General features: G+C 62.3%; 28 protein-coding genes. 16 read left to right on the forward strand and 12 right to left on the reverse strand.

What is annotated here, in order from left to right; all coding sequences use genetic code 11:
• Window positions 1-26 precede the first annotated feature (26 nt).
• Genes ccmA through CO655_RS00880 form a run of 5 tightly spaced genes read left to right on the forward strand, consistent with a single transcriptional unit; the run spans window position 27 to window position 2,904 of the window.
• Window positions 27-662 (forward strand): heme ABC exporter ATP-binding protein CcmA, encoded by a 636-nt coding sequence (ccmA, locus tag CO655_RS00860; protein WP_097605915.1) that lies wholly within the window; start codon window positions 27-29, stop codon window positions 660-662.
• Complete coding sequence (ccmB, locus tag CO655_RS00865) at window positions 659-1,318, forward strand: heme exporter protein CcmB (protein WP_097663503.1); 660 nt, start codon at window positions 659-661, stop codon at window positions 1,316-1,318. Before ccmA ends, ccmB begins: the two co-directional genes overlap by 4 nt.
• Window positions 1,319-1,366: 48 nt before the next feature.
• Window positions 1,367-2,128 carry a heme ABC transporter permease gene (locus tag CO655_RS00870; RefSeq protein ID WP_097606001.1) on the forward strand — a complete coding sequence of 254 codons (762 nt, stop codon included), beginning with the start codon at window positions 1,367-1,369 and terminating at the stop codon, window positions 2,126-2,128.
• A gap of 3 nt (window positions 2,129-2,131) precedes the next feature.
• On the forward strand, window positions 2,132-2,299 hold the full coding sequence (gene ccmD / locus CO655_RS00875) for a heme exporter protein CcmD (protein ID WP_010028274.1): 168 nt from the start codon (window positions 2,132-2,134) through the stop codon (window positions 2,297-2,299).
• Window positions 2,296-2,904, forward strand: coding sequence for a DsbE family thiol:disulfide interchange protein (locus CO655_RS00880; RefSeq protein ID WP_097663504.1), 609 nt, complete (start codon window positions 2,296-2,298; stop codon window positions 2,902-2,904). The genes ccmD and CO655_RS00880 overlap by 4 nt, the downstream gene beginning before the upstream one ends.
• 173 nt (window positions 2,905-3,077) lie before the next feature.
• On the opposite strand, the gene CO655_RS00885 is transcribed toward CO655_RS00880, so the two are convergent.
• The 6 genes from CO655_RS00885 to CO655_RS00910 all read right to left on the reverse strand — a co-directional run bounded on the left by CO655_RS00885 (window position 3,078) and on the right by CO655_RS00910 (window position 8,489).
• Window positions 3,078-3,665: a DUF2585 domain-containing protein gene (locus tag CO655_RS00885; protein WP_097605912.1), complete on the reverse strand. Its 588-nt coding sequence runs from the start codon at window positions 3,663-3,665 to the stop codon at window positions 3,078-3,080.
• The gene (locus tag CO655_RS00890; protein WP_097605911.1) at window positions 3,662-4,306 is read right to left on the reverse strand and encodes a septation protein A; all 645 of its coding nucleotides are present in this window, start codon (window positions 4,304-4,306) and stop codon (window positions 3,662-3,664) included. The genes CO655_RS00885 and CO655_RS00890 overlap by 4 nt, the downstream gene beginning before the upstream one ends.
• 78 nt (window positions 4,307-4,384) lie before the next feature.
• Entirely contained in the window at window positions 4,385-5,962 is a 1,578-nt protein-coding gene (ftsY, locus tag CO655_RS00895; protein ID WP_097663505.1) for a signal recognition particle-docking protein FtsY, read from the reverse strand.
• A 16-nt stretch (window positions 5,963-5,978) separates the two neighbouring features.
• On the reverse strand, window positions 5,979-7,250 hold the full coding sequence (mtaB, locus tag CO655_RS00900; RefSeq protein ID WP_097605909.1) for a tRNA (N(6)-L-threonylcarbamoyladenosine(37)-C(2))-methylthiotransferase MtaB: 1,272 nt from the start codon (window positions 7,248-7,250) through the stop codon (window positions 5,979-5,981).
• Entirely contained in the window at window positions 7,247-8,152 is a 906-nt protein-coding gene (gene dapF, locus CO655_RS00905; protein WP_097663506.1) for a diaminopimelate epimerase, read from the reverse strand. Before dapF ends, mtaB begins: the two co-directional genes overlap by 4 nt.
• A gap of 112 nt (window positions 8,153-8,264) precedes the next feature.
• Window positions 8,265-8,489, reverse strand: coding sequence for a hypothetical protein (locus CO655_RS00910; protein ID WP_097605907.1), 225 nt, complete (start codon window positions 8,487-8,489; stop codon window positions 8,265-8,267).
• A gap of 400 nt (window positions 8,490-8,889) precedes the next feature.
• On the opposite strand from CO655_RS00910, the gene ffh reads away from it, so the two are divergent.
• The 9 genes from ffh to leuC all read left to right on the forward strand — a co-directional run bounded on the left by ffh (window position 8,890) and on the right by leuC (window position 16,818).
• Window positions 8,890-10,473 (forward strand): signal recognition particle protein, encoded by a 1,584-nt coding sequence (ffh, locus tag CO655_RS00920; protein WP_097605906.1) that lies wholly within the window; start codon window positions 8,890-8,892, stop codon window positions 10,471-10,473.
• A 16-nt stretch (window positions 10,474-10,489) separates the two neighbouring features.
• The gene (locus CO655_RS00925; protein ID WP_097605905.1) at window positions 10,490-10,810 is read left to right on the forward strand and encodes a chorismate mutase; all 321 of its coding nucleotides are present in this window, start codon (window positions 10,490-10,492) and stop codon (window positions 10,808-10,810) included.
• A 48-nt stretch (window positions 10,811-10,858) separates the two neighbouring features.
• Window positions 10,859-11,230, forward strand: a complete 372-nt coding sequence (rpsP, locus tag CO655_RS00930; RefSeq protein ID WP_009994363.1) for a 30S ribosomal protein S16 — start codon at window positions 10,859-10,861, stop codon at window positions 11,228-11,230.
• Window positions 11,231-11,346: 116 nt separating this feature from the next.
• Entirely contained in the window at window positions 11,347-11,916 is a 570-nt protein-coding gene (rimM, locus tag CO655_RS00935; protein ID WP_097606000.1) for a ribosome maturation factor RimM, read from the forward strand.
• Complete coding sequence (trmD, locus tag CO655_RS00940) at window positions 11,916-12,617, forward strand: tRNA (guanosine(37)-N1)-methyltransferase TrmD (protein ID WP_097663507.1); 702 nt, start codon at window positions 11,916-11,918, stop codon at window positions 12,615-12,617. The genes rimM and trmD overlap by 1 nt, the downstream gene beginning before the upstream one ends.
• A 212-nt stretch (window positions 12,618-12,829) precedes the next feature.
• Window positions 12,830-13,372, forward strand: a complete 543-nt coding sequence (rplS, locus tag CO655_RS00945; protein ID WP_064683853.1) for a 50S ribosomal protein L19 — start codon at window positions 12,830-12,832, stop codon at window positions 13,370-13,372.
• Between the two features lie 162 nt (window positions 13,373-13,534).
• Window positions 13,535-14,332 carry a transporter substrate-binding domain-containing protein gene (locus tag CO655_RS00950; RefSeq protein ID WP_097663508.1) on the forward strand — a complete coding sequence of 266 codons (798 nt, stop codon included), beginning with the start codon at window positions 13,535-13,537 and terminating at the stop codon, window positions 14,330-14,332.
• A 16-nt stretch (window positions 14,333-14,348) separates the two neighbouring features.
• Entirely contained in the window at window positions 14,349-15,164 is an 816-nt protein-coding gene (locus CO655_RS00955) for an amino acid ABC transporter permease (RefSeq protein ID WP_097605901.1), read from the forward strand.
• A gap of 244 nt (window positions 15,165-15,408) precedes the next feature.
• Window positions 15,409-16,818, forward strand: a complete 1,410-nt coding sequence (leuC, locus tag CO655_RS00965) for a 3-isopropylmalate dehydratase large subunit (RefSeq protein ID WP_097605900.1) — start codon at window positions 15,409-15,411, stop codon at window positions 16,816-16,818.
• A gap of 264 nt (window positions 16,819-17,082) precedes the next feature.
• Here the strand turns inward: leuC and CO655_RS00970 are convergent, their stop codons facing one another.
• Window positions 17,083-17,913, reverse strand: coding sequence for an aldo/keto reductase (locus CO655_RS00970; RefSeq protein WP_097605899.1), 831 nt, complete (start codon window positions 17,911-17,913; stop codon window positions 17,083-17,085).
• Window positions 17,914-18,098: 185 nt separating this feature from the next.
• On the reverse strand, window positions 18,099-18,620 hold the full coding sequence (locus tag CO655_RS00975; protein ID WP_097605898.1) for a L,D-transpeptidase family protein: 522 nt from the start codon (window positions 18,618-18,620) through the stop codon (window positions 18,099-18,101).
• Window positions 18,621-18,786: 166 nt separating this feature from the next.
• Here CO655_RS00975 and CO655_RS00980 point away from each other — a divergent pair, with 166 nt between their 5' ends.
• Both CO655_RS00980 and CO655_RS00985 read left to right on the forward strand, forming a co-directional pair.
• A complete protein-coding gene (locus tag CO655_RS00980; protein WP_011427159.1) occupies window positions 18,787-19,470 on the forward strand; it encodes a response regulator transcription factor in 684 nt (227 codons plus the stop codon).
• A 113-nt stretch (window positions 19,471-19,583) separates the two neighbouring features.
• Entirely contained in the window at window positions 19,584-20,039 is a 456-nt protein-coding gene (locus CO655_RS00985) for a cyclic nucleotide-binding domain-containing protein (protein WP_097663509.1), read from the forward strand.
• Window positions 20,040-20,065: 26 nt separating this feature from the next.
• Here the strand turns inward: CO655_RS00985 and CO655_RS00990 are convergent, their stop codons facing one another.
• From CO655_RS00990 to CO655_RS01005, 4 genes are all read right to left on the reverse strand, one after another.
• Window positions 20,066-20,851: an ATP-grasp domain-containing protein gene (locus CO655_RS00990; RefSeq protein ID WP_097605896.1), complete on the reverse strand. Its 786-nt coding sequence runs from the start codon at window positions 20,849-20,851 to the stop codon at window positions 20,066-20,068.
• Window positions 20,851-21,654 carry an exodeoxyribonuclease III gene (locus tag CO655_RS00995; protein WP_097605895.1) on the reverse strand — a complete coding sequence of 268 codons (804 nt, stop codon included), beginning with the start codon at window positions 21,652-21,654 and terminating at the stop codon, window positions 20,851-20,853. The genes CO655_RS00990 and CO655_RS00995 overlap by 1 nt, the downstream gene beginning before the upstream one ends.
• Before the next feature lie 215 nt (window positions 21,655-21,869).
• Window positions 21,870-22,538 carry an outer membrane lipoprotein carrier protein LolA gene (locus tag CO655_RS01000; protein ID WP_097605894.1) on the reverse strand — a complete coding sequence of 223 codons (669 nt, stop codon included), beginning with the start codon at window positions 22,536-22,538 and terminating at the stop codon, window positions 21,870-21,872.
• 139 nt (window positions 22,539-22,677) lie between these two features.
• Entirely contained in the window at window positions 22,678-25,365 is a 2,688-nt protein-coding gene (locus CO655_RS01005; RefSeq protein ID WP_097605893.1) for a DNA translocase FtsK, read from the reverse strand.
• Window positions 25,366-25,486: the final 121 nt, after the last annotated feature.

Consider the following 25,486-nt stretch of genomic DNA (forward strand, 5'->3'; position numbering starts at 1 on the left):
AGCCGCCACGAAGAAAGAGCCGACGCATGCATCTCACCGCTGAAAATCTGGCTGCAAGGCGCGGTGAAGATCTCATTTTCGTTAACGTTTCCTTTCACTTGGCAGCAGGAGAAGCGCTTGTCCTGACCGGCAAAAATGGATCCGGAAAGTCCACTTTGCTGCGTGTTGCCGCCGGTCTTCTTAGGCCGGAAAAGGGCACGGTGATCTTCCACGACGAAGAGAGCCCGGAGGGCCGTCATCCCGGCGAGGTCAGCCACTACCTCGGCCATCGAAATGCGATGAAGAATGAACTTACGGTTGTGGAGAATCTGGATTTTTGGCGGAGCTTTCTCGGCAATGCCGACCTCTCCACGGAAGACGCCGCCGAGGCCGTCGGCCTTGCCGGAATCACTCATCTTCCTTTCGCCTATCTCTCCGCCGGCCAGCAGCGCCGATTCGCCTTCGCCAAGCTGCTGGTCGCCCACCGCCCCGTCTGGATCCTCGACGAACCGACCGCGGCATTGGACGCAAGCGCCGACCAGCTATTCGCAGGATTGATCGAAGCGCATCTGAGAAAGGGCGGCATCGTACTGGCGGCAACGCATCAGCCGCTGGGGCTGAAGAATGCGCAGGAATTGAAGATGACGGGCTTTGCCGGAGTGGATCAGGGGGTGTGGGGATGACCGCCCTTTTCCTCCGCGACCTCAAGCTCTCGATCCGCGCCGGCGGCGGCGCGCTGATCGGGGTGCTGTTCTTCCTGACCGTCGTCGCCGTCATCCCCTTCGGCGTCGGCCCGGATCTCAAGCTTCTCTCCCGCATCGGCCCCGCCATCGTCTGGATCGGCGCCCTGCTCGCCGCCCTTCTCGGCCTCGACCGCCTGTTCCAGGCCGAGCGGGACGATGGATCGCTCGACCTGATGCTGATGCAGGACACGCCGCTCGTTCTGACCGTGCTCGTCAAATGCTTCGCCCACTGGACGGCCACCAGCCTGCCGTTGGTCATCGCCTCGCCGCTGCTCGGCCTCTTCATGAACATGGACGAAACGGCGATCGGCGCGACCATGCTGACGCTGCTCGCCGGATCGCCGGCGATCACCTTCATCGGTGCTGTCGGCGCCGCCGTCGCCGTCGCCCTGCCCCGCGGCGGCCTGCTGGTCTCGATCCTCGTGCTGCCGTTGACCATCCCGGTGCTGATCTTCGGCGTCAGCGCCACCTATGCCGCGGTTGAGGAGCCCGCGCCGTTCCTTCCGCCCTTCCTCATCCTGATCGCGCTGACGCTCTTCTTCGCCGTCATCGGCCCGGCCGCCGCCGCGCTCGCGCTGCGAAACACGGCGGATTGATTGGCCTTTCGATTGCGGGAAAAGCCGGATCAAGATAAGGAAGCGGTCATGAGCGAAACGAGCCTTGCCATCAGCAAATTCAGCGACCTCGCCAACCCGACGCGGTTTCTGGCTCTGGCGGCGCGCGTCATTCCCTGGATGGCCGGTATCACCGCCCTCTGTTTTGCCGTGGGCCTTTATCTGAGCTTCGCCACCGAGGGGGACTACCAGCAGGGTGACACCGTACGCATCATGTATGTCCACGTCCCCTCGGCCTGGCTTTCGATGATGTGCTATACAGTGATGAGCATCTCCGCGATCGGCACGCTCGTCTGGCGCCATCCGCTCGCTGATGTCTCCGCCAAGGCCGCAGCGCCGCTCGGCGCCGCCTTCACCCTGCTCGCCCTCGTCACCGGCTCGCTCTGGGGCAAGCCGATGTGGGGCACCTGGTGGGTCTGGGATGCCAGGTTGACCTCCGTTTTCATCCTCTTCCTGATGTATCTAGGCCTGATTGCGCTCGGCCGCGCCATCGACGATCCATCGAAGGCCGCACGCGTCTCCGCCGTGCTCATCCTCGTCGGCTTCGTCAACATCCCGATCATCAAATTCTCGGTCGATTGGTGGAACACGCTGCATCAGCCGGCCAGCGTGATGCGCCTTGATGGGCCGGCGATCGATCCGGAATTTCTGCGTCCGCTCTTCGTCATGGCGATCGCTTTCACGCTGCTCTTCTTCACGCTGCACATTATGGCAATGAGAAACGAGATCTGGCGCCGCCGCATCGCCGCCCAGCGCCGTCTCGCCGCCCGCATGGCCAGCCGGGAGGAATAGGCCATGACGCATGCGTTCTATGTCTACGCATCCTACGGCTTTGCGGCACTCGTAGTGATCACCGTCATTGTATGGACTTGGGCCGACGGCCAGGCGCGCCGCAAGGAGCTCGCGGCCCTCGAAGCCGCCGGCATTCGCCGCCGCTCGGCGCGCGCAAGAGATGGCGAATGAGCGAGACACCTGAAACCAAGACCACCAAGCCGCGTGGATTTGCCAGCTATGCGCTGGCGCTTCTGCCGCTCCTCGTCTTCGGCGGCATTGCGGCGACGGCCGCCAAGATGCTCTACGACCAGGATTTCCACGGCAAGAACATCGCCGAAATCCCATCGGCCCTGATCGGCACCAAGGCGCCGCCGCTGAACCTTCCGCCGCTCGACGGGGCAAACCTGCCGGCGCTCACCGATGCGGCGATCAAGGGCAAGCTGACCCTCGTCAACGTTTTCGCCTCCTGGTGCCTCCCCTGCAGGGACGAACATCCGATCTTGAAGGAACTGGCGAAGGACGGTCGGCTCAACATCGTCGCCATCAATTACAAGGACAAGAACGACAACGCCCTGCGTTTCCTCGGCGAACTCGGAAATCCCTATCGGGCGATCGGCATCGATCCGAACGGCAAGGCGGCGATCGACTGGGGTGTCTACGGTATCCCGGAAAGCTATCTGGTCGGCGCCGACGGCACGATCCTCTACAAGCGCGTCGGCCCCTTCGACGATATCAGCCTGAAGGAAGGGCTGTTTCCGGCGATGGAAAAAGCTCTGGGGAAACCGGCTTCATAAGTATCATTCCGGGCAAGACCCCTCCCCAACCCCTCCCCACAAGGGGGAGGGGCTAACGCGCTGCGCCACCCCACGACAAACGTCAACGCTTCTGCGGATGAGACAGTGAAAGGGACAGCACTGGCGCGGCATCCAAGCCCCTCCCCCTTGTGGGGAGGGGTTGGGGAGGGGTTTTAGGCTCCACCCTGCCACACTTTGATCGCCTCCACCGGCCAGATCAGCATCACCACGTTGAGCGTCAGATTATCGCGGATCACGTAGCCGGTGAAAATCTCGAAGAAGATGGCAATCGCCACAGTCAGCGCCACCGGCGCGCGCCAGGCGAAGAAGAAGCCGAGGCACATGAAGACGGTGTCCATCGCCGAATTCAGGATGCTGTCGCCGTAATAATCGAGCGCGATCGTCGCTGTCCGGTAGCGGTCGATGATGAGAGGCGAATTTTCCAGGAGTTCCCAGGCGGATTCGATGAACAGCGCCAGCAGCAGCTTTGCCGCCAGCGGCTTGCGGCGCAGGATCAGGTGGCCGAGCCCATAGAACAGGAAGCCGTGGATGATGTGCGACGGCGTGTACCAGTCCGACAGATGCTGCGAATTGCCGCTGGTATTGACCCCACCCTCCCACAGCTTGACGTAACCGCAGGCGCAGATCGGCACGCGGCCCATCAGATGTTCGGCGATAATTTGCGCGATGAGCACCGTGAAGCAGGCGGCCAGCCAGAAGGTCTGATGCCTTATCCGATAATCGGTGTCTGCAGCGCTCACTTTTCACCGCCCGGTTCGGGAGTAAGACTGTGCTTCAGCACCAGCGGCATCTGCGCCAGCGTGAAGATGATGGTGATCGGCATCGTGCCCCAGACCTTGAAGGCGACCCAGGTATCGTCTGAAAAATTGCGCCAGACCACTTCGTTCAGCACGGCGAGGAACAGGAAGAAGACGCCCCAGCGGATCGTCAGCTTGCGCCAGCCTTCGGCATCGAGCTGGAAGGCGGCGTTGAAGACGTAGCCGAGCAGCGACCTGCCGAAAGCGAGCCCGCCAAGCAGGGCGACCCCGAAGAGCGCATTGACGATGGTCGGCTTCATCTTGATGAAGGTCTCGTTCTGCAGCCAGATCGACAGCGACCCGAAGATGACGACGACGATGCCTGATACGAAGGGCATGATCGGCAGATGGCCGAGTACGACCTTGGAAACGAAAAGCGAAACGACCGTCGCTGCCATGAAGAGCGCGGTCGCGACGAAGAGCGGGCCACCCAGTTCGGAAAGGGCCGGAAATTTCTCCACCAGCCACTGGCCGCGCAGATTGGCGAAGAAGAAGATCATCAGCGGCCCGAGTTCCAGCGCCAGTTTCAGCATCGGATGATGGCGGTCGGCGGCGCTCGGGGTGATATCGCTTTCGGTGGTCATGCGTTCTTCGAACCTGCTATTTCTAAAAATTCGTTTCCCGACCGTCCCTTGCAGGCCTTCGGCGGCTTATCTGTGGCATCATTGGGGAAGCCCGGCAATGGCGTGGGCGAAATCCTCGGCCTCGAACGGCTCGAGATCGTCGACCCCCTCGCCGACACCGATGAAATAGACCGGCAGCTTGTGCTTGGCGGAGATGGCGACGAGAATGCCGCCGCGCGCCGTGCCGTCGAGCTTGGTCATGATCAGCCCGTTGACGCCGGCGACGTTGCGGAAGATCTCGACCTGGCTCAGCGCATTCTGCCCCGTCGTGGCGTCGAGCGTCTGCAGCACCGTATGGGGCGCATCGGGATCGAGTTTGCCGAGCACCCGCACGATCTTCTCGAGCTCGGCCATCAGCTCGGCCTTGTTCTGCAGGCGGCCTGCCGTATCGACGATCAGCACGTCGCATTTCTTCGCTTTCGCCTGTTCGAAGGCGTCATAGGCAAGACCGGCGGCATCGGCGCCGAGCTTGGTGCCGACGAATTCGGATTTGGTCCGCTCGGCCCAGATCTTCAACTGCTCGATCGCCGCCGCGCGGAATGTATCGCCGGCCGCCAGCATTACCTTCAGCCCGGCGCCCGAAAGCTTCGCCGCGAGCTTGCCGATCGTCGTGGTCTTGCCGGTGCCGTTGACGCCGACGACGAGGATGACATGCGGCTTGTGCGAGAGATCGAGCTGCAGCGGCTTGGCGACCGGCTTCAGAACCTTGGCAATCTCGGACGCCATGATGCGGCTGACATCCTCGCCGGTGACGTCCTTGCCGTAGCGCTCAGAAGCGAGCGTATCGGTGACGCGCAGCGCCGTCTCGACGCCGAGATCGGCCTGGATCAGCAGGTCTTCGAGATCCTGCAGCGTCTCGTCGTCGAGCTTGCGCTTGGTAAAGAGCGCAGTGATCTGGTTGGTGAGCTGCGAGGAGGTGCGCGCCAGACCATTGCGCAGCCGCTGGAACCAGCTGAGTTTCGGCTGCGGCGCGATAGGCTGCGGTTCGGCGATCGCAGGGCCGGTGGCGAAGCCTTTGGGGAGGATGGGCTCAATGGCTGGCGCTGGCTCTATCGGCTCCGATGGCGGCAGGGGCGTTTCGACGGAAAGCTCGCGATCTGTGGCTTCCCCCCCTACCTTGCCGGGCATCCCCCCCACAGGTGGGGGGAAACTCGCGGCGATGTCTTCCGCCACATCGGCTGATTCATCCGAAGCAGCGGGCTCACTCTCCACATCTGCAGGCGCACTCTCCACATCTATTGACTGGCGAGCGGCATCCAACTGCTCAGTCCCCCCACCTGTGGGGGGGACGCCCGGCAGGGTAGGGGGGGTACCTTGCTCGGCTTCCGCCTCGGCCTCCAGTAGCGACAACGGCACGACGCCCATGTCGCCCAGATGATCGGCCGGCGGCAGAACTTCCGTTTCGGCTTCGACAGGTTCCGGCTCTACTGACGCTTCATCAATATCCGCCGCCGGTCCACCCGCCGTATCCATCTCCTCGGGAAGAACCGGATCATCGGCGACCGGCAGATCTTCGTCGCGCGAGCGCGGCTCGAGTTCCCTTTGCACGGCATCGGGCACGGGCTCTTCAGCTGGCTTGCCGAAGGTGAAGACCTTTTTGATGAAACTGAGCGCCATGAGAATTCCGTGAAAGTCAGGCCGCTGCGGCCGTCAATTGCATGTCGAGATGCTTGCCATTGTGGCCGGTGATGGTGGCCGGCACAAGTTCGCCGGGGCGGAGGCCGGCGGCTGCGACCAGTGTGAAGTTCTCCGTATGCGCCAGGCCGTTGTTTTCGACAAGCAGCCATTGCCGGGTTCCGACCATGCCGTCGAGATGGGACTGATGGAGCTTATGTCCAGTGGCGCGCAGCCGGGCAGCGCGATCCTTGACCAGCGACCGGTCGAGCTGCGGCATGCGGGCGGCCGGCGTGCCGGGACGCGGGCTGTAGGGGAAAACATGCAGATGCGCGATGCCGGCCTCTTCGGCGAGCCGCACGGCATTGCCGAACATCTCTTCCGTTTCCGTCGGGAAGCCGGCGATCATATCGGCGCCGAAGCTCATTTCGGGGCGCAGGCGGCGCGCATCCTCGATGAAGCGTAGCGCATCGGCGCGCGAATGCCGGCGCTTCATCCGCTTCAGGATCATGTCGTCGCCATGCTGCAGCGACAGATGCAGGTGCGGCATGAAGCGTGGCTCGTCGGCGATGAGGTCCATCAGATGGGCATCGGCCTCGATGCTGTCGATCGAGGAAAGCCTGAGACGGCGAATATCCGGGAGCTGTTTCAGCAGCGTCTTCGCCAGAAGACCGAGGGTCGGCGCACCCGGCAGATCGCCGCCATAGCTGGTGGCGTCGACCCCGGTCAGGACGATCTCGCGATAGCCGCTGTCGGCGAGCTTGCGGGCCTGATCGACGACCGCTCCCATCGGCACGGAGCGGGAATTGCCGCGGCCATAGGGGATGATGCAGAAGGTGCAGCGGTGGTCGCAGCCGTTCTGCACCTGGATGAAGGCACGCACGTGGCCGTCGATGTGCCTGACCATCTGCGGCGCCGTCGCCTTGACGCTCATGATATCGTTGACGCGCAGCTTCTCCTGAGCCGAAACGCCGAAATCCGGCAGGCTGCGATAGGAGGCGCTCGAAAGCTTCTCCTCATTGCCGAGCACGGCATCGACCTCTGCCATTTCGGCAAAGGTCTGTTTTTCCGTCTGCGCGGCGCAGCCGGTGACGATGATGCGGGCATGCGGATTGTCGCGCCGCGCCCGGCGGATCGCCTGGCGGGCCTGGCGCACGGCCTCGCCGGTCACCGCACAGGTATTGACCAGGACGGCGTTGTTGAGCCCGGCCTTCTCGGCCTGCGCCTTCATCACTTCGGATTCATATGTGTTGAGGCGGCAGCCGAAGGTAATGACCTCGATGCCGCTCACTGCGCCTCCGCCCCTCGGGTATCATCGCGCGACCAGAGGCCGGTCGAAGGATCGAGTCTGCCCGACCACTCCCATTCGGCCGGGCCGGTCATGATCACATGATCGTCGCGCTCGCGCCATTCGATCGAAAGTGTCGCCGGCGGTTTGGCGCTTGCGACATTGATCGTCACCGTGCGGCCGGTGCGGCCGGTGCGCGCGGCGCTGACGGCGGCGGAACAGGCGGCCGAACCGCAGGCAAGCGTCAGTCCCGCGCCACGCTCCCATGTGCGCGTCGTCACGGATGTCGGCGAGGTCACCTGCGCCAAAGTGATGTTGGCGCGCTCGGGAAACATCGGATGGTTTTCCAGCAGCGGCCCGAAGCGGGCGAGATCATAGGACATCACGTCCTTGTCCACCCAGAAGATCGCATGTGGGTTGCCCATCGACATGGCGGAAGGCGAATGCAGCACCGGATTGTCGATCGGGCCGATCTGGAGCTCGATGCGGCTGGTATCGTGGAATTCTTCCGAGAGCGGGATCCTGTCCCAATCGAAGACCGGTTTGCCCATATCGACGGAGATCGTCCCGTCCTCGTGCTCGACGGCGTTGAGAATGCCGGCGACCGTCTGGAAGGTGAAGGCCTTTCGGCCGGTCTCGGCGGCAAGCGCCTGCACGACGCAGCGTGTGCCGTTACCGCAGGCCTGCGCCTTCGAACCATCGGAATTCAGGATATCGATGAAGGCATCGGTGCCATCGGCCTTCGGATCATGGATCGCCATGATCTGATCGAACTCGGTCTCAGGATCGGCATTGAGCGCGACAGCCGCCGCTGCCGTTACCTTATCCGGCCGGCCACGCATGTCGACGACCAGGATCTTGTTGCCAAGCCCGTTCATCCTCGCGAATTCGACCGTTGCGCTCATAGTATCATTCCGTCCGTGTTTCCGCTGTATATGGCGGAAATGCGAAGGAATTACCAGTGGGTGAGTACCGCGAGGGCGCTGCAGCCGGCTGAGCCCTGAAACCGTCCGGCTTCTACCGCTGCCCGCCTTCGGCTTCGAAAGACGCCGCATGCGCTTCGACGATGGCGGCGGTGATGACCTTTCTCAGCTCGTAGACCAGGGAGCGGGAGCGCTTGCGATCCAGATCCTGTGCCGCCTTTGCGAGACTAAGGCCTTCGTTCAGAACAATATGATGAGCCCGCGCCAGTGCCCAGCTCTCAATATCAGCATTGATCATTCTATATCTCCGCCGGATCATCCGGCATCAAGGATATTCACGAATCATTTTACAGGATGCACTTAAGTAGAAAGTAGAATCATAAGTGGAATATTTTGCAACTGGGCTCTATCGCGAATTGGGGCCGTCAGCCGGAATTTTTACTGTGAAATATACTCGAAAGGGCGTCCGAAACCTCCGCCGGGCGGTCATCCCACGCATTCGCCTTGACTTTCGCGCGGCTTTCCTGTTTATCGCGCCCAATCCGCGACGAGCCGCATGACTCCGAGCCGCCGACCGGGACCTGAGATCCCGGAGGTCAACACCCGACAGCGCGATGCGCCCTCGGGTGCTTTTTGGCTTTGCGTCTTGTTTTCGTCACGGAAAAGCACGACGTTTCCGGGCAGATCGAACCCGCCCGAAACGTATCAAGGAAGAGCCGATGTTTGAAAACCTCCAGGACCGTCTTGGATCCATTCTGAATGGACTGACAGGCCGTGGCGCGCTTTCGGAAGCCGATGTTTCCGCAGCGCTGCGCGAGGTTCGCCGTGCGCTGCTGGAGGCCGACGTCGCGCTCGACGTGGTGCGTTCCTTCACCGACCGCGTGCGTGAAAAGGCCGTCGGCGCCGAGATCCTGAAGTCGATCAAACCAGGCCAGATGGTCGTCAAGATCGTCCATGACGAACTGATCGAGATGCTGGGCGGCGAAGGCGTCGGCATCGACCTGCATGCGCCCGCTCCCGTCGTCGTCATGATGGTCGGCCTGCAGGGCTCGGGCAAGACGACGACGTCAGCCAAGATCGCCAATCGCCTGTCGACGCGCGAGAAGAAGAAAGTGCTGATGGCGTCGCTCGACACGCGCCGTCCGGCAGCCCAGGAGCAGCTTCGCCAGCTCGGCGCCCAGGCCAGCATCGACACGCTGCCGATCATCGCCGGCCAGTCGCCGACCGATATCGCCGCCCGTGCGGTGCAGGCGGCCAAGCTCGGCGGCCATGACGTCGTCATTCTCGATACCGCCGGCCGCACCCATATCGACGAACCCTTGATGGTCGAGATGGCCGACATCAAGAAGCGTTCGAACCCGCATGAAATCCTTCTGGTCGCCGACAGCTTGACCGGTCAGGATGCCGTCAACCTCGCCCGCAATTTCGACGAACGCGTCGGCATCACCGGCCTCGTGCTGACCCGCATGGACGGCGACGGCCGCGGCGGCGCCGCGCTGTCGATGCGCGCCGTCACCGGCAAGCCGATCAAGCTGATCGGCGTCGGCGAGAAGATGAGCGAGCTCGAGGAGTTCCATCCCCGCCGCATCGCCGACCGCATCCTCGGCATGGGCGACATCGTCTCGCTCGTCGAGCGCGCGGCGGAAAATATCGACGCCGAGAAGGCGGCCGCCATGGCCGCCAAGATGGCCAAGGGCAAGTTCGATCTCGACGATCTCGCCGACCAGCTGCGCCAGATGCAGAAGATGGGCGGCATGGGCGGCATCATGGGCATGATGCCCGGCATGGCAGGCATGAAGGACAAGATGGCCGCCGCCGGCCTCGACGACAAGCTTTTCGGCCGCCAGATCGCCATCATCCAGTCGATGACCAGGGCCGAGCGCGCCAATCCCGACCTGCTCAAGCATTCGCGCAAGAAGCGCATCGCCGCCGGCTCCGGCACCGATGCCGCCGCCATCAACAAGCTTCTGAAGATGCACCGCCAGATGGCCGACATGATGAAGATGATGGGCGGCAAGGGCAAAGGCGGCATGATGAAGCAGATGATGGGCGGCCTCGCCGGCAAGATGGGGCTTGGCGGCTTAGGCGGCATGGGCGGCGGCATGCCCGATCTCTCGAATATCGACCCGAAGCAGCTCGAAGCCCTGCAGAAGCAGGCCGAAGCGGCGGGGCTTGGAAAGCCGGGTGGGGGTATGCCCGGTCTCGGCGGTCTGCCGGGTGGTTTGCCGGGCCTCGGCGGCGCCAAGCTGCCGGGCCTCGGCGGTGGTTTCCCGGGATTGCCCGGTTTGCCGAAGAAGAAGTGAAAGGATCGTTTGCCCCATGATTGATCCAGACGTCAAAGCCCAGCTCGCGAGCTACCGTCAGTCGATCGACAACATCGACGCCGCTCTCGTGCACATGCTGGCCGAACGCTTCCGCTGCACCAAAGATGTCGGCGTGCTGAAGGCCAAATACAATCTGCCGCCGGCCGATCCGGCGCGCGAGGAATACCAGATCGAACGCCTTCGCCAGCTGGCGAAAGCGGCCAATCTGGACCCGGATTTCGCCGAGAAGTTCCTGAACTTCGTCATCAAGGAAGTCATCCGGCATCATGAGCAGATCGCTGCGGATCACGCTGAACAGAGCGCCGCAGCCCGATAACCATACCGCCTTACGAAGCGGTCAAGAAAAGCCTAAGGAGTAAAGAACATGGCACTGAAAATTCGTCTCGCCCGCGGTGGCTCCAAGAAGCGTCCGTACTACCACGTCGTTCTCGCCGATGCGCGCAGCCCGCGTGACGGCCGCTTCCTCGAAAACCTCGGTTCCTGGAACCCGATGCTCGCCAAGGACGACGAGAAGCGCGTTCAGCTGAACGCCGAGCGCATCAAGCACTGGATCGAAAACGGCGCCCAGCCGACCGACCGCGTTCTGCGCTTCCTTGATGAAGCCGGCGTTGCCAAGCGCGAAGCCAAGAACAACCCGGTCAAGGCAAAGCCCGGCAAGCGCGCCCAGGAACGTGCCGCTGAAAAGGCTCAGAAGGCCGCTGACGCCGCCGCTGCTGCTGCCGACGCCGCGGAATAATCGGGACCTTCCCCAATCGAGCGGGCGGCATGGCAACATGCCGCCCGTTTTCGTTTCCAATTACCCGCACTTCGTTTATGAGGAGCCTGTCTTTCCGGCTTCACATGAAGGAACCCATGACAAAGCTTGAAAACCCCGTTCTGATGGCGACGATCGGCGGCGCACAAGGCCTGCGCGGTGAAGTGCGCGCCAAGGCCTACACCGCCGATCCGACGGCGCTCGGCGATTACGGCCATCTGCACAGCATGGACGGACGCAGCTTCGAAATCCTCGAAATCCGCGAGATGAAGAATGTCGTCGTGGTCCGCTTCCGCGGCATCAACGACCGCAACGCCGCCGAGGCGCTGAACGGCCTGGAACTCTACATCGAGCGCGACAATCTGCCCGACGAGGAGCTGGAGGACGACGAGTTCTACTATGCCGATCTCGAAGGACTCGAGGCGCAGGACGATAAGGGCGTCAGCTATGGCACGGTCACCGGCGTCTTCGATTTCGGCGCCGGCGATCTTCTGGAACTCAAAGGTCCGGGAAAGCGCCCGGTGCTGATCCCCTTCTCGGAAGCCTCGGTGTTGGAGATCGACCTCGAAGCCGGCACATTGCTGATCGATCCGCTGGCGGCCGGTTTGATCGACGATCCCGAAGAACTGTCGAAATTCACCCCGGACAAGCCGAAAAAGAAGAAGTGATGGCTTTCCGGGCGAGCGTACTGACACTCTATCCGGAGATGTTTCCGGGGCATCTGGGCTTTTCGCTCGCCGGCAAGGCGATGCAGCGCGGGCAATGGTCGCTGGACGCGGTGCAGATCCGCGACTTCGCCACCGACAAACATCGCACCGTCGACGACACCCCAGCCGGCGGCGGCGCCGGCATGGTGCTGAAACCCGACGTGCTCGCCCGCGCCATCGACAGTACCTGTCAAAACGATACCCGCCCGCGCCTGCTGATGAGCCCGCGTGGGCGGCCGCTGACGCAGCAGCGCGTGCGCGAACTGGCGGCGGGCGACGGCGTCGTCATCGTCTGCGGCCGCTTCGAGGGCGTCGACCAGCGGGTGATCGAAGCGCGGGGGCTGGAAGAGGTCTCGGTCGGCGACTACGTGCTGTCGGGCGGCGAGCCGGCGGCGCTGATCGTGCTCGATGCGATCATCCGCATTCTGCCCGGCGTCATGGGCAACGATCTTTCCGGCCTGCACGAAAGCTTCGAAGGCGGACTGCTGGAACATCCGCATTATACGAGGCCGCAGGCGTGGGAAGGCCGGGAAATCCCCTCCATCCTGACGTCGGGCAACCACGGCGCCATCGAGAAGTGGCGCCACGAGGAGGCGGTACGGCTGACGCGGGAACGGCGGCCGGATCTCTTCGAAAAGGCCGAGCCTAAGAAAAACGGCTGATTCCACCCTCCCCTTCACAAAAATGTCGTGCGAGGGATGACAAGCTCCGGCCTTTCGTGTATTGGCGCACGCGGAAATGGGGTTAGCCCCGTCTGCCAGCAAACAAAGAATGGCGAATCCGCTCCCGCCCCGAAGGGGCAAAATCCTGAGGCTCGCCCAAGGGATCAGTGCCGAGCGCTCTGGCTGTTTCAGAAGAACCAAAGGTTAAGACGATGAACATCATTCAGCAGCTTGAGGCCGAACAGGCCGCCAAGATCGAAGCCAAGCGCACCCTCCCCGAATTCTCCCCGGGCGATACCGTCCGCGTCAACGTGAAGGTCACGGAAGGCAACCGTACCCGCGTTCAGGCCTATGAAGGCGTCTGCATCGCCCGCTCCGGCGGCGGCCTGCAGGAAAACTTCACGGTTCGCAAGATCTCCTACGGCGAAGGCGTCGAGCGCGTATTCCCGGTCTATTCGCCGCTGATCGAAAGCGTCGACGTCGTCCGCCGCGGTAAGGTTCGTCGCGCCAAGCTCTATTACCTGCGCGACCGTCGCGGCAAGTCCGCCCGTATCGTTGAAGACACCGGCGTCCGCGCCCGCAAGCTCAACGACGCCGAGCGCGCCGCCGTTGCCGAGGAAAAGGCACGCATTGAAGCTGAAAAGGTCGCAGCCGCTCAGGCGCTCGCCGCCGAGAAGGCAGCAGCAGAAGCCGCCGAAGCCAAGGCCGCTGCTGAAGCAGCAGCCGCCGCCGCAGCGGAACCGGCAGCAGAATAAGATCTGCGCCACGCAAACTTCTTCGCTTGAAGCAAAATTCTTTCGCTTGGAAAGGCGGCCTTCGGGTCGCCTTTTCTCTTTTTTGCGTCGGTGCGCCGCCGTCGGCCTTGCCTTCGGCAGGTCTTCCGTGACAATTTTCGCGTTCAATCCGGGAGCCATTCCATGCTGTTTCGTCGTACCGTTCTTGCGGGCTTTGCTGCCCTTGCGCTCGCTTCTTTGACCGTGTCGGCGGCCGAACTGCCCGATCTCGGCGGCAAGAGCGTCGTCGTCGTCACCGAGAATGCCTATCCGCCGCTGCAGTTCGTCGATCCGAAATCCGGCAAGGCGATCGGCTGGGAATATGATGCGATGAACGAGATCGCCAAGCGGCTGAACTTCAAGGTCGAATATCAGAACACCAGCTGGGACGCGATGATCCAGGCGGTCTCCGACGGCCAGTACAACATCGGCATGACCGGCATCACCATCAAGGACGACCGCAAGCAGAAGGTCGATTTCTCCGATCCCTATATGCGCTCGCAGCAGTTCATGCTGGTGCGCGGCGACGAGAAGCGCTTCACCGACGCCAAGAGCTTTGCCGCCTTCAACGACGGCCTGATCGGCGCCCAACCCGGCACCTCGCCTTTCTACACTGCCGTCTATGAAATCCTCGATGGCAACGAACAGAACCCGCGCATCAAGCTTTTCGAAACCTTCGGCGCCACCGTGCAGGCGCTGAAGACCGGCGACGTCGACCTCGTGCTGACCGACAGCGTCGCGGCCAAGGGCTATGTCGATTCCTCGAACGGCGGGCTGAAGGTGGTCGGCGAAGCGCTCGGCACCGAGGATTTCGGCTTCATCTTCCCGAAGGGGTCCGATCTCGTCGCTCCGGTCAATGCCGCTATCGCAGCGCTGAAGGCGGACGGCACCTTTGATGCGCTGAACAAGAAGTGGTTCCTCGACTACAAGATGGGCGAATAACCCCGAGCGATCGCAGATGGCGCCACAACCATCCCTGCGACATGAGAAGGACGACCGTCCCTGGTGGCTGGCCGTCCTTGTTCTGATCGGTCTCGTTCTCGCCGTCGTTATCATCACCAACGACATTTACACCCAGGTCTTCCGGACCGTGGTGAATGGCGCCGGCATCACCGTGTTCGTGACGCTCGTCGCCTTCATACTGGCGACAGTGCTTGGTCTCGGCATCGCGCTGCTCGGCCTGGCCGACAGCATCGTGCTGCGCCAGATCGCCCGCTTCTATATCGAGATCATCCGCGGCATCCCGATCCTGGTGCTGCTCTTCTACATCGCTTTCGTCGGCGCGCCGGGTCTTGTCACGGCCTATAACATCATCATCACGCCACTGGTGAAGAGCGGCGTCGCCGAACCGATCCTCGTGCGCGACCTGTCGCTGATGTGGCGCGCCATCATCGCGCTGATGATCGGCTATTCCTCCTTCATTGCCGAGATCTTCCGCGCCGGCTTCCAGTCGGTCGATATCGGCCAGATCGAGGCGGCCAAATCGCTCGGCCTGTCGCGCTACCGCCGCTTCCGGCTCGTCGTCTTCCCGCAGGCGATCCGGGTCATCTTCCCGCCGCTCTCCAACGACTTCGTCTCGATGGTGAAGGATTCGTCTCTTGTCTCGGTTCTCGGCGTGGCCGACATTACCCAGATGGGCAAGGTCTACGCCTCCGGCTCCTTCCGCTTCTTCGAGACCTATTCGATCGTCACCTATATCTACCTGATCCTGACGATCGGCCTGTCGCTGGCGCTGCGGCGCATTGAAAAGAAGATGAAGCAGAAGCCGCGCTGAGCCACAGCACGATTCGAATTGCCGTTTCGTTCAAAAATCGCTATATGCGGGCGATGGAATCCAAGTTCAGATGCACTGGCGCGCATATTTTCGTGCTGCAGGACCATTATCGCCTGCCGGCACGGTTCTTTGCATGCGTATCCGGTGCGCTCAACAGCCGACTTCGTTGATCGAATGACGGCCGGCGGAGCCTGATCCGCTTTTTCCCGATTTTCCAAAAGCATCCAAAAACGGACTTACCGCCATGAGCGCACCGCGTACCCTCTACGACAAGATCTGGGACGACCACCTGGTCGACGAACAGGCCGACGGAACCTGTCTTCTCTACATCGACCGCCACCTGGTCCACGAGGTCACCTCGCCGCAGGCCTTCGAAGGCCTGCGCATGAGCGGCCGCAAGGTCCGCGCGCCGGAAAAGACGCTCGCCGTCGTCGACCACAACGTTCCGACATCGGCCGACCGCCATCTCGGCATCAAGAACGAAGAAAGCCGCATTCAAGTCGAGCAGCTCGCCAAGAATGCCGCCGAGTTCAACGTCGAATATTATTCCGAGAACGACAAGCGCCAGGGCATCGTGCACATCATCGGGCCGGAACAGGGCTTCACCCTGCCCGGCATGACGATCGTCTGCGGCGACAGCCATACCTCGACCCACGGCGCCTTCGGCTCGCTCGCTCATGGCATCGGCACGTCTGAGGTCGAGCACGTTCTCGCCACTCAGACGCTGATCCAGAAGAAGGCCAAGAACATGCTGGTGCAGGTCGACGGCCTGCTGCCGGCAGGCGTCACCGCCAAGGACATCGTTCTTGCCATCATCGGCGAGATCGGCACGGCGGGCGGCACCGGCTACGTCATCGAATATGCCGGCGAAGCGATCCGCGCGCTGTCGATGGAAGGCCGCATGACGATCTGCAACATGTCGATCGAAGGCGGCGCCCGCGCCGGCCTGATCGCCCCCGACGAAGTCACCTTCGAATATATCAAGGGCAAGCCGCGCGCGCCGAAGGGCGAAGCGCTGGAACAGGCGATCGCCTACTGGAAGACGCTGCGGTCAGACGAAGGCGCTCATTTCGACCGCGTCGTCAAGCTGAACGCCGCCGAACTGCCGCCGATCGTCTCCTGGGGTTCTTCGCCTGAGGATGTCGTGTCGGTCCAGGGCATCGTACCGAATCCTGATGAAATCCAGGACGAGACGAAGCGTGCCTCCAAGTGGCGCGCGCTCGAGTACATGGGCCTCAAGCCGGGCACGCCGATGACCGACATCAGCATTGACCGGGTCTTCATCGGCTCCTGCACCAACGGCCGCATCGAAGACCTGCGCGCCGTCGCCAAGGTCGTCGAGGGCAAGACCGTTGCTTCGACCGTCAACGCCATGATCGTTCCGGGCTCCGGTCTTGTGAAGGAACAGGCGGAAGCCGAAGGCCTCGACAAGATCTTCAAGGCTGCCGGCTTCGACTGGCGCGAGCCGGGCTGCTCCATGTGCCTCGCCATGAACGACGACCGCCTGAAGCCGGGCGAACGCTGCGCCTCGACCTCGAACCGCAACTTCGAAGGCCGCCAGGGCTTCAAGGGCCGCACGCACCTCGTCTCGCCGGCAATGGCCGCCGCCGCCGCAATCGCCGGTCACTTCGTCGATATCCGCGAGTGGAATTGATCCGTCATCCGACGGAAGGACAATGAAAGCCGCCCGATGCGCTCTGCCTGCATCGGGCGGTTTTCGTATTTTTATGGCGGCCGCGCCTCATTTTCCGGGAGTTGTGGATCATGCCCCAGCGCATGAGCAATATCTGCGACCACGGCTTTGCCCCGACCAACGGATCGTCGAGCTGCAATTATTGACACAACGACTGGATGTCTCGTCATAGGCGGACGCCGCCGCGAGGATCTTCCTCGGAGCGGCCGCTGATCGGGAGGGCGGTCAGAAGGCCGCCGTCATCGGATCCGGTCCCATGCGGGCACCGGCGCTGTCGAGCTTGGCGATCGCCGCCATGTCATCGGCATCGAGCTTGAAGTCGAACACCTGGAAATTCTCCTCGATGCGCGACGGCGTCACCGACTTCGGGATGACGACGAGGCCAGTGTCGATGTGCCAGCGGATGATGACCTGAGCCGGCGTCTTCCGATGTTTCCTGGCGATCTCGCCGATGACAGGGTTCGAGATGAACTGCCCCTGGCCGAGCGGGCTCCAGGATTCGGTGGCGATGTTGAGTTTCTTGTGAACCTCTTGCGCCGTCTTCTGCTGGAAGTCGGGATGCAGCTCGATCTGGTTGATGACAGGAACGACGCCGGTTTCGCCGATGATCCGCTCCAGATGCTCGGGATAAAAATTCGACACACCGATCGAGCGGGCACGCCCCTCTTCCCTTATGCGCACGAACGCCTTCCAGGTTTCGGTGTAGAGGCCGCGATGCGGCGACGGCCAGTGAACGAGATAGAGGTCGACATAGTCGGAGCCGAGCTTTTTCAGGCTGCCGTCGAAAGCACGCAGCGTATTGTCGTAGCCCTGATCGGTGTTCCTGAGCTTGGTGGTGACGAAGATGTCCTTGCGGTCGAGGCCGGAAGAGCGGATGCCTTCGCCGACACCCTCCTCATTGTCGTAACCGGACGCCGTATCGATATGGCGATAACCGGCGGCAATGGCAGTGCGCACCGTCGGGGCGGCAATCTCCTGCGGCGTCTGCCAGACGCCGAGCCCGACCTGCGGAATGGAATGTCCGTCATGGAAAGTGATGATGGGTTGAGAGGTCACAATATATCTCCGGGAGTTTGAAGAATTGGACGAGGCATGATTTGCGCCCGCCTACAGCGCCGCGCGTCTTTTCAGACGCGCAAAGGACGCTGTAGCATTTTGAATGGCTGCGGGCGTCCCGGAACGCATCTCAGCCTGAGCGTTCGGTCACCTGAGAGATATAGGCAGCCGCATCCGGAAGACAATCAGACCACCCGGACAATCGTCCCCTTGCGAAGATGCGGCAGAAGGCGGCGCATGTCGCCGAGACTCACCGCCACGCAGCCGGCCGTCGGCTCGTAGCCCGGCCGGATGAGATGGAAGAAAATCGCCGAGCCGCGGTTGCGCGCCCGGCAGGAGATGTTCCAGTCCATCACCAGGCAGATATCGTAGAGTCCGTCGCTGCGCCGCATCTCCTCGTGGCCGGCGCCGAACGGCGCCCTGACGAGGCGGTTGTAGTTGGCATTGCCGGAATGATCGCACCAGAGCATATCGGCGCGGATCCGGTGGATGGGAAGTGCAGTGGCGAGCCGGCCGTTCCGCTCGCCGCGCCGGAAGCCTGATATCAGCTTCATCGATGTGATCGGTGTGGCGCCGTCGCCCTCGCGTTTCATCACGGTGCGGCCGGAGCGACCGATGGCAGCCGGAACAGTGATCGTGCCAATGCGCACGATCGCCCGGCTCTTCTTTCCCGGCGCCGGGCGCACCACGACCGTGGACGGCTTCATCCCCCGGCTCCGCCTTGCTTTTTCCATTTTTCTCGCATGTCTTGCATTGCTTGAGGCTTTAATTGAAATCATATGAAAACCTGCCCGGCAACAGCCCGCCGGCCGATCCTTGCCAAACCCGCAATTTGGCGTAGGACTAGGGGACCTAACATGAGGACGCAACGGCATGACCGCACGCACCATTCTTCTGGTGGATGACGACGAGGACCTTCGGCAGACGCTGACAGAGCAATTGTCGCTTTACGAGGAATTCACGGTTCTGCAGGAAGCCAACGCCGGCAAGGGTGTTGCGACCGCCCGTTCGACGCCGGTCGACCTCTTGATCATGGATGTCGGCCTGCCCGATATGGACGGCCGCGAAGCGGTGAAGCTCCTGCGCAAGGGCGGCTTCAAGGCACCGATCATCATGCTGACCGGCCACGATACCGATTCGGACACGATCCTCGGCCTCGAAGCCGGCGCCAACGATTACGTCACCAAACCCTTTCGCTTCGCCGTGCTGCTCGCGCGCATCCGCGTGCAGCTGCGCCAGCACGAGCAGAGCGAGGACGCGACCTTCACCGTCGGCCCCTATCTCTTCAAGCCGAGCCAGAAGCTGCTCACCACCGACAACGGCCAGAAGATCCGCCTGACGGAAAAGGAAGCGGCAATCATCCGCTACCTCTACCGCGCCGAACAGAAGGTCGTCACCCGCGACGTGCTTCTCGAAGAGGTCTGGGGCTATAATTCCGGCGTGACCACGCATACGCTGGAAACCCATGTCTACCGGCTGCGCCAGAAGATCGAGCGCGATCCCTCCAATGCCGAAATCCTGGTGACGGAAAACGGCGGTTACAAGATCATACCCTAGAGCATCTCGGTTTCTCCGAATCACGGAAATGCTCTATCTCTTTGTTTTCACGCAGTTCCGCACGCAAACGGCTACGCAGTTTTGTTGGAATTGCTCTAAGGCGAAAAGCCCACATGGCGCTGACGGACGACATTCATCTGCTCTCGCAGCTTCCGCTGTTCAAGGACATGAGCGAGGACCAGCTGCGACTGATCGCCTTCGGCGCCGACCGGCGCATGATCGCGACGGGCCAAATGCTGTTTCGTCAGGGCGCGCCGGCCGAGAGCGCCTATGTCGTCCTGAGCGGCAGCCTGGAACTCCGCACGACGAGCAGCGACGGCATGCAGCGGGCTGATGCCGTTGCCGGCCCCGGCACACTGATTTCCGAGCTGGCGCTGGTGACGTTGGTCGAGCGCAAGTTCACCGCGATCGCGCGCGAAGACACCAGCATCATCCGCATCACCCGCGCCCTGTTCCACCGGCTGCTCGAAGAATATCCGGACGCGGCCCGTCTGATCGAAAATCGCATCCGCGACAATCTCGCCGAGCTCGCGGCCAAGGCCGCAAGCCAGTTCCACCGGTTCAGCTGATCCACGTTGGTGCGATCAGAAAAGCGTCAGTCGTGGACGAGGCCGTCGATCGCCGAGGCGAGCTTTGTGAGGTCCGCGGCATAGAAGCCGGCGGCGTTGAGACAGTTCGTCTCGAGCAGCCTCAAGCCCTCTTTGGTACGGCAGATATCAATGACATAGGCTGGGGAGTAGCCGGGATTGAGATCGGCCATGTGTTGCCCGAATTCGAGCGCGTCGTCATCGATTTCGTGGCGATGGATGACGCGCGATCCTTCTTTGTAAAGCGAATAGGTGACGATCCTGTCGTTGACGGCCCAGAGACGCCATTCGCGCAGGATGCTGACAGGCTTGGTGAACATCAGCAGCGTGTCGTGACGCAGCGATCCCGCCGGGATTTCATCTTCGTCAAGCGCGAGGACCCTCTCGGCCATACGGATGATCTCGCCGGCCGATTTCACGTTGCCAGGCTCCTCCTTGCTGTCGTCGACCGGACGCAGAAACCATTCCCGTCCATCGTCAGCCAGACGCGCGGGAACCTCGCGGAGCGTCAGGAACAACGCATCGGCGCCGTTGAGAAGGTAGGGATGCCACACCTTTTCCTCGACAAACGGACGCAGCTTGAACATGCCCGGCCGGTAGCCGTTCGCCTCGGCATTTCTCCACAGCGTGTAGGAACCGAACATCACCACGGCGCTGGGATCGGCGATAACCGGCTCGGGAATAAGCTCGCCGATGAACGGGACAACCTTGTGCCAAGTGTAGGAGATACCGAGCCGGTCGAGTGCCTCGGCCAGCTTGTGAGTATCCTCGAACTCCTGAAGAATCCACTGCATCAGAGATCGAAATGCGCCGTCACCGGCACATGGTCGGAGGGCCGGTCCCAGCCGCGCGCTTCCTTCAGGATCTCGATCCGCTTCAGGTGCGGCCCGAGATCCGATGAGGACCAGATGTGGTCGAGCCGGCGGCCGCGGTCGGCCGCTTCCCAGTCCTTGGCGCGGTAGCTCCACCAGGTATAGAGCTTCTCGCTGGCCGGTACGTGCTGGCGCATGAGATCGAGCCAGGCGCCGCGCTTCATCACCTCGAGCAGCCCATCGGTTTCGACGGGCGTGTGGCTGACGATCTTCAGCAACTGCTTGTGCGACCAGACGTCGTGTTCGAGCGGCGCGATGTTGAGATCACCCACCAGGATGGCCGAGGTATTGGCCTCGCCATTGGCCTTCAAGAGCTTCATCTCCTCGATGAAATCGAGTTTATGGCCGAATTTCGGATTGATCGTCCGGTCCGGCTCGTCGCCGCCGGCCGGGACGTAGAAATTATGCAGCCGGATGCGGCGGTTGCCGCGTTCGAAGATCGCCGATATGTGGCGGGCGTCGCCCACACCGCAATAATCCTGCCGGTGATCTTCGGTCAGCGGAATGCGCGAGGCGATCGCCACGCCGTGATAGCCCTTCTGGCCGTGGATGATGATGTGATCATAGCCCATGGCCCGCAAGGGTGCGGCGGGAAAGAGCTCGTTCGGCACCTTGGTTTCCTGCAGGCAAAGAATATCGGGCCTGTGCTTGAGAACGAGTTGCTCGATGATCGGCATGCGCAGCCGTACCGAATTGATATTCCAGGTGGTAATCGAAAAGCCCATGCGGCAAGCCCTTTCACGCTTTCATGAAAGGGCTTTAGAACAAAGGCGGACCGGAGGGAACCGGGCCGCGTGCAAAAGCGTCAGGAGATCAACCGAAAAGGCTCAGAGCATGATGCCGAAAAGTGTAAGCGGTTTTCGGGCGACATCATGCGCTAACTCTTTAATTTAGAACAGGATTCAGATTTTAGGCCGACCGGGCCTAAAATCATCCTGTTCTAGTCGCGTGAAGCTGCCGTGCCGGGAATGCTCTCATAGGGAACCCGGAAGACGCGATCATCGAACTGCACGCCTGTCTTGACGTTGAAGATCATCACCGAGGTGTCCTTGCCCTGATTGTCGGTGATCGTCCACTGGCGCAGGTCATAGGTTTTCGGATCGAACATCATGGTGATGGTCGAGTTTCCGAACACCGTATTGTTGCCGAGCGCGATCGTCGTCAGGTCCGACTCTTCCTTGACGCCCTTCACCATGCCGGCCGATAGGTCGATACGCTGGGCCAGCAACAGGCTGAGCGGGGTCTTGGAGAGCGGATAGAGATCCCAGGTCTTGAGCTTGGTATTGCCGATGGCGACATTCTTGCCGTCGGCGATCACCCGCATCGGCGATGGGTCGTCATAGTTGAAACGCAGCTTGCCGGGGCGCTGGATGAAAAATTTGCCGCCGGTCTGCTCGCCGCGCGGGCCGAACTGCACGAATTCGCCCTGCATCGTCGTGACGCCGGAGAAATGGTCGGCAATCGCCTGCGCCGTGCCGGAGGCGGGCGCCGCCGCCTGCGCGAGAGCACCGAAGGGAATGGCGCTTGCCATCGCAGCCAGGCCGAAAGCGCCGAGAAGATCGCGCCGCGTCATCGTCAGGCCGGAGAGGAAGGAATCGGAGTTACGCATCTAAATCTCCTTTATGCGATCTGCATGCTGCCGAAAGGCGGCGTCTTCAAGGCATTGCGATCGGCCCGCGAGAGGTAACGGCTTTGCTGCGATCGGGTTTCCGCAAAAGCGGCCATATCTGAAATATATGGCTGTTATCTCAGCGGTCGAGGATGTCGTCTTCTGTGGGAACGAGGATTTCGCGTTTGCCGGCATGGTTGGCCGGCCCGATGATGCCCTCCTTCTCCATGCGCTCGATCAGCGAGGCGGCGCGGTTGTAGCCGATGCCGAGCCGGCGCTGCACATAGGAGGTCGAGGCCTTGCCGTCACGCAGCACGACGGCGACGGCCTGATCATAGGGATCTTCCGAGTCCGAAAGGTTCGACGTGCCGGCAGGGCCGCCGCCACCGCCGCCATAGTCGCCATCCTCGTCGTCATCGGCGGTGATCGCATCGAGATATTGCGGCGAGCCCTGTGTCTTCAGGTAGGAGACGATCTCTTCGACCTCGACATCAGAGACGAACGGGCCGTGCACGCGCTGGATACGTCCGCCACCCGCCATGTAGAGCATGTCGCCCATGCCGAGCAGCTGTTCTGCGCCCTGTTCGCCAAGGATGGTGCGGCTGTCGATCTTCGAGGTCACCTGGAAGGAGATGCGGGTCGGGAAGTTCGCCTTGATCGTGCCGGTGATGACATCGACCGACGGGCGCTGCGTCGCCATGATCACATGAATGCCGGCGGCGCGCGCCATCTGCGCCAGACGCTGGACGGCGCCTTCGATATCCTTGCCGGCGACCATCATCAGGTCGGCCATTTCGTCGATGATGACGACGATATAGGGCATCGGCCTGAGGTCGAACTCCTCGGTCTCGTACATTGCTTCGCCGGTATGGCGGTCGAAGCCGGTCTGCACCGTGCGCGAGATCGCCTCGCCCTTGGACAAGGCCTGCTCGACGCGGGTGTTGAAGCCGTCGATATTGCGCACGCCGATCTTCGACATCTTCTTGTAGCGCTCTTCCATCTCGCGCACGGTCCATTTCAGCGCGACGACGGCCTTCTTCGGATCGGTGACGACAGGCGAAAGCAGATGCGGAATGCCGTCATAGACGGAGAGTTCCAGCATCTTCGGGTCGATCATGATCAGCCGGCACTGTTCCGGCGTCATACGGTAGAGCAGCGACAGGATCATCGTATTGATGGCGACCGATTTACCCGAGCCGGTGGTGCCGGCGACGAGCAGGTGCGGCATCTTGGCGAGGTCGGCGATGACGGCTTCGCCGCCGATCGTCTTGCCGAGCGCCATGGCAAGCTTGGCCTTGCTGCCGTCGAAATCGCGGGAAGCGATCAATTCGCGCAGAAAGACGGTCTCGCGCGTCTGGTTCGGCAGCTCGATGCCGATCGCGTTGCGGCCCGGCACGACGGCGACGCGGGCGGCAATGGCACTCATCGAGCGGGCGATATCGTCGGCAAGGCCGATGACGCGCGACGATTTGATGCCGGGCGCCGGCTCCAGTTCGTAGAGGGTGACGACGGGGCCGGGACGGACGTGAATGATCTCACCCTTGACGCCGAAATCCTCGAGCACGCCCTCAAGCATGCGGGCATTCTGCTCCAGCGCGTCGGCCGACAGCGTCGAATCGCGCACCACGTTCCTCGGTTCGGCGAGCAGGTGCATCGACGGCAGCTGAAAACCCTCGGGCCGAATCAACGAACCCTGCGCCTCACGCTCGACACGGGCGCCGGGTTTCGGCCGTGCGGCCGCGGGCACGACGCGAGGCTCCGGCTTGCCTGCGGCTTTCGCCGGTGCGCGGATCATCCAGTCGTCGTCATCGTCGTCGGGCAGGATATCGGCCGGGCGCGGCGGCATATCGGTATCGAAAGGCGGATCGTCGTCCTCATCCTCGTCGTCGATGGAAAGCGACGGTGCGGCGACGACGCGCCGCGGCGAAGCCGCCCTTGCCCCCATTGAAGGCTCCATCGACGGTTCCATGCGCTCGCCGCGCACGGCGGGCGCCTTGGCGCGGACCGGTTCGTTCAGCGTGCCGAACTCATCATCGTTGAAATCATAGGGCGATTCGAAATCGCCCTGGCGCCGCTTGCGCGGTCCCATGCCGAAGAGCCGGCGCAGCCGCCCTTGGCTCATGTACCAGGCATGTGTCATCGCGCCGCTGAAAGCGACCCAGCGCGACTCGTCCTCCTCGTCCTCATCGCCGACGACCCGCGCCTTGCTTGTTGTCTCGACGTAATCGTCCTCGATTTCGTCATCCGCTTCGCTGCGGCCGACGAGGCCCGATGCAAACAGCATCATCCAGGCGGTCGGCACCGCAAAGATGCAGCCGACGACCATGGCGAAGGTGCCGGTGGGATAGGCGCCGACGAAGAGCGCGGGAAAACGCAGGATCATATCGCCAACGACGCCGCCGATGCCGTTCGGGATCGGCCAGGTAAGCGGCGGCGGGAAACAGCCGATGACGGCGGAGGACAAAACCGAACCGGCAAGCCAGGCGCCGATGCGGGCGGGAATGCGGCTGAAGGGGCGGCCCGAGATCATCGTCAGCGCCCAAGCGACGATCGGCAGCATCGAAACGACGCTGGCAAGTCCGAGGAACTGCATGACGATATCGGCAAAGGCCGCACCGCTGTAGCCGAGGATATTCGTCGGCAGGTTGGCGGTGGCGTAGGAATAGCTAGGATCCGCGACGTTCCATGTCGCCAGCGCCGCGACGCAGAACGCCAGCAACAGAAAGATCGCAAAGCCGATGAGCGCCTGGATCTGCCGCAGCATGAATGCCGAGAAGGAGAACCGATCCGGACGGCCATCCATCGCCGGCGACGTGCTTCTTGCCATGTGTCTAACCCGTCCAATGCCTGAGGGCAGGCGAATCACCGAAGCTTCGCCATGCCAAAATGCGTCCGCTCTACCTAACCAGAGCCGGGTTAAAGCGATGTTAACCATGCGTGGCTGGACG

The sequence above is a fragment of the Rhizobium sp. M1 genome, assembly GCF_002531805.1.
GTDB classification, from domain to species: Bacteria; Pseudomonadota; Alphaproteobacteria; order Rhizobiales; family Rhizobiaceae; genus Rhizobium; species Rhizobium etli_C.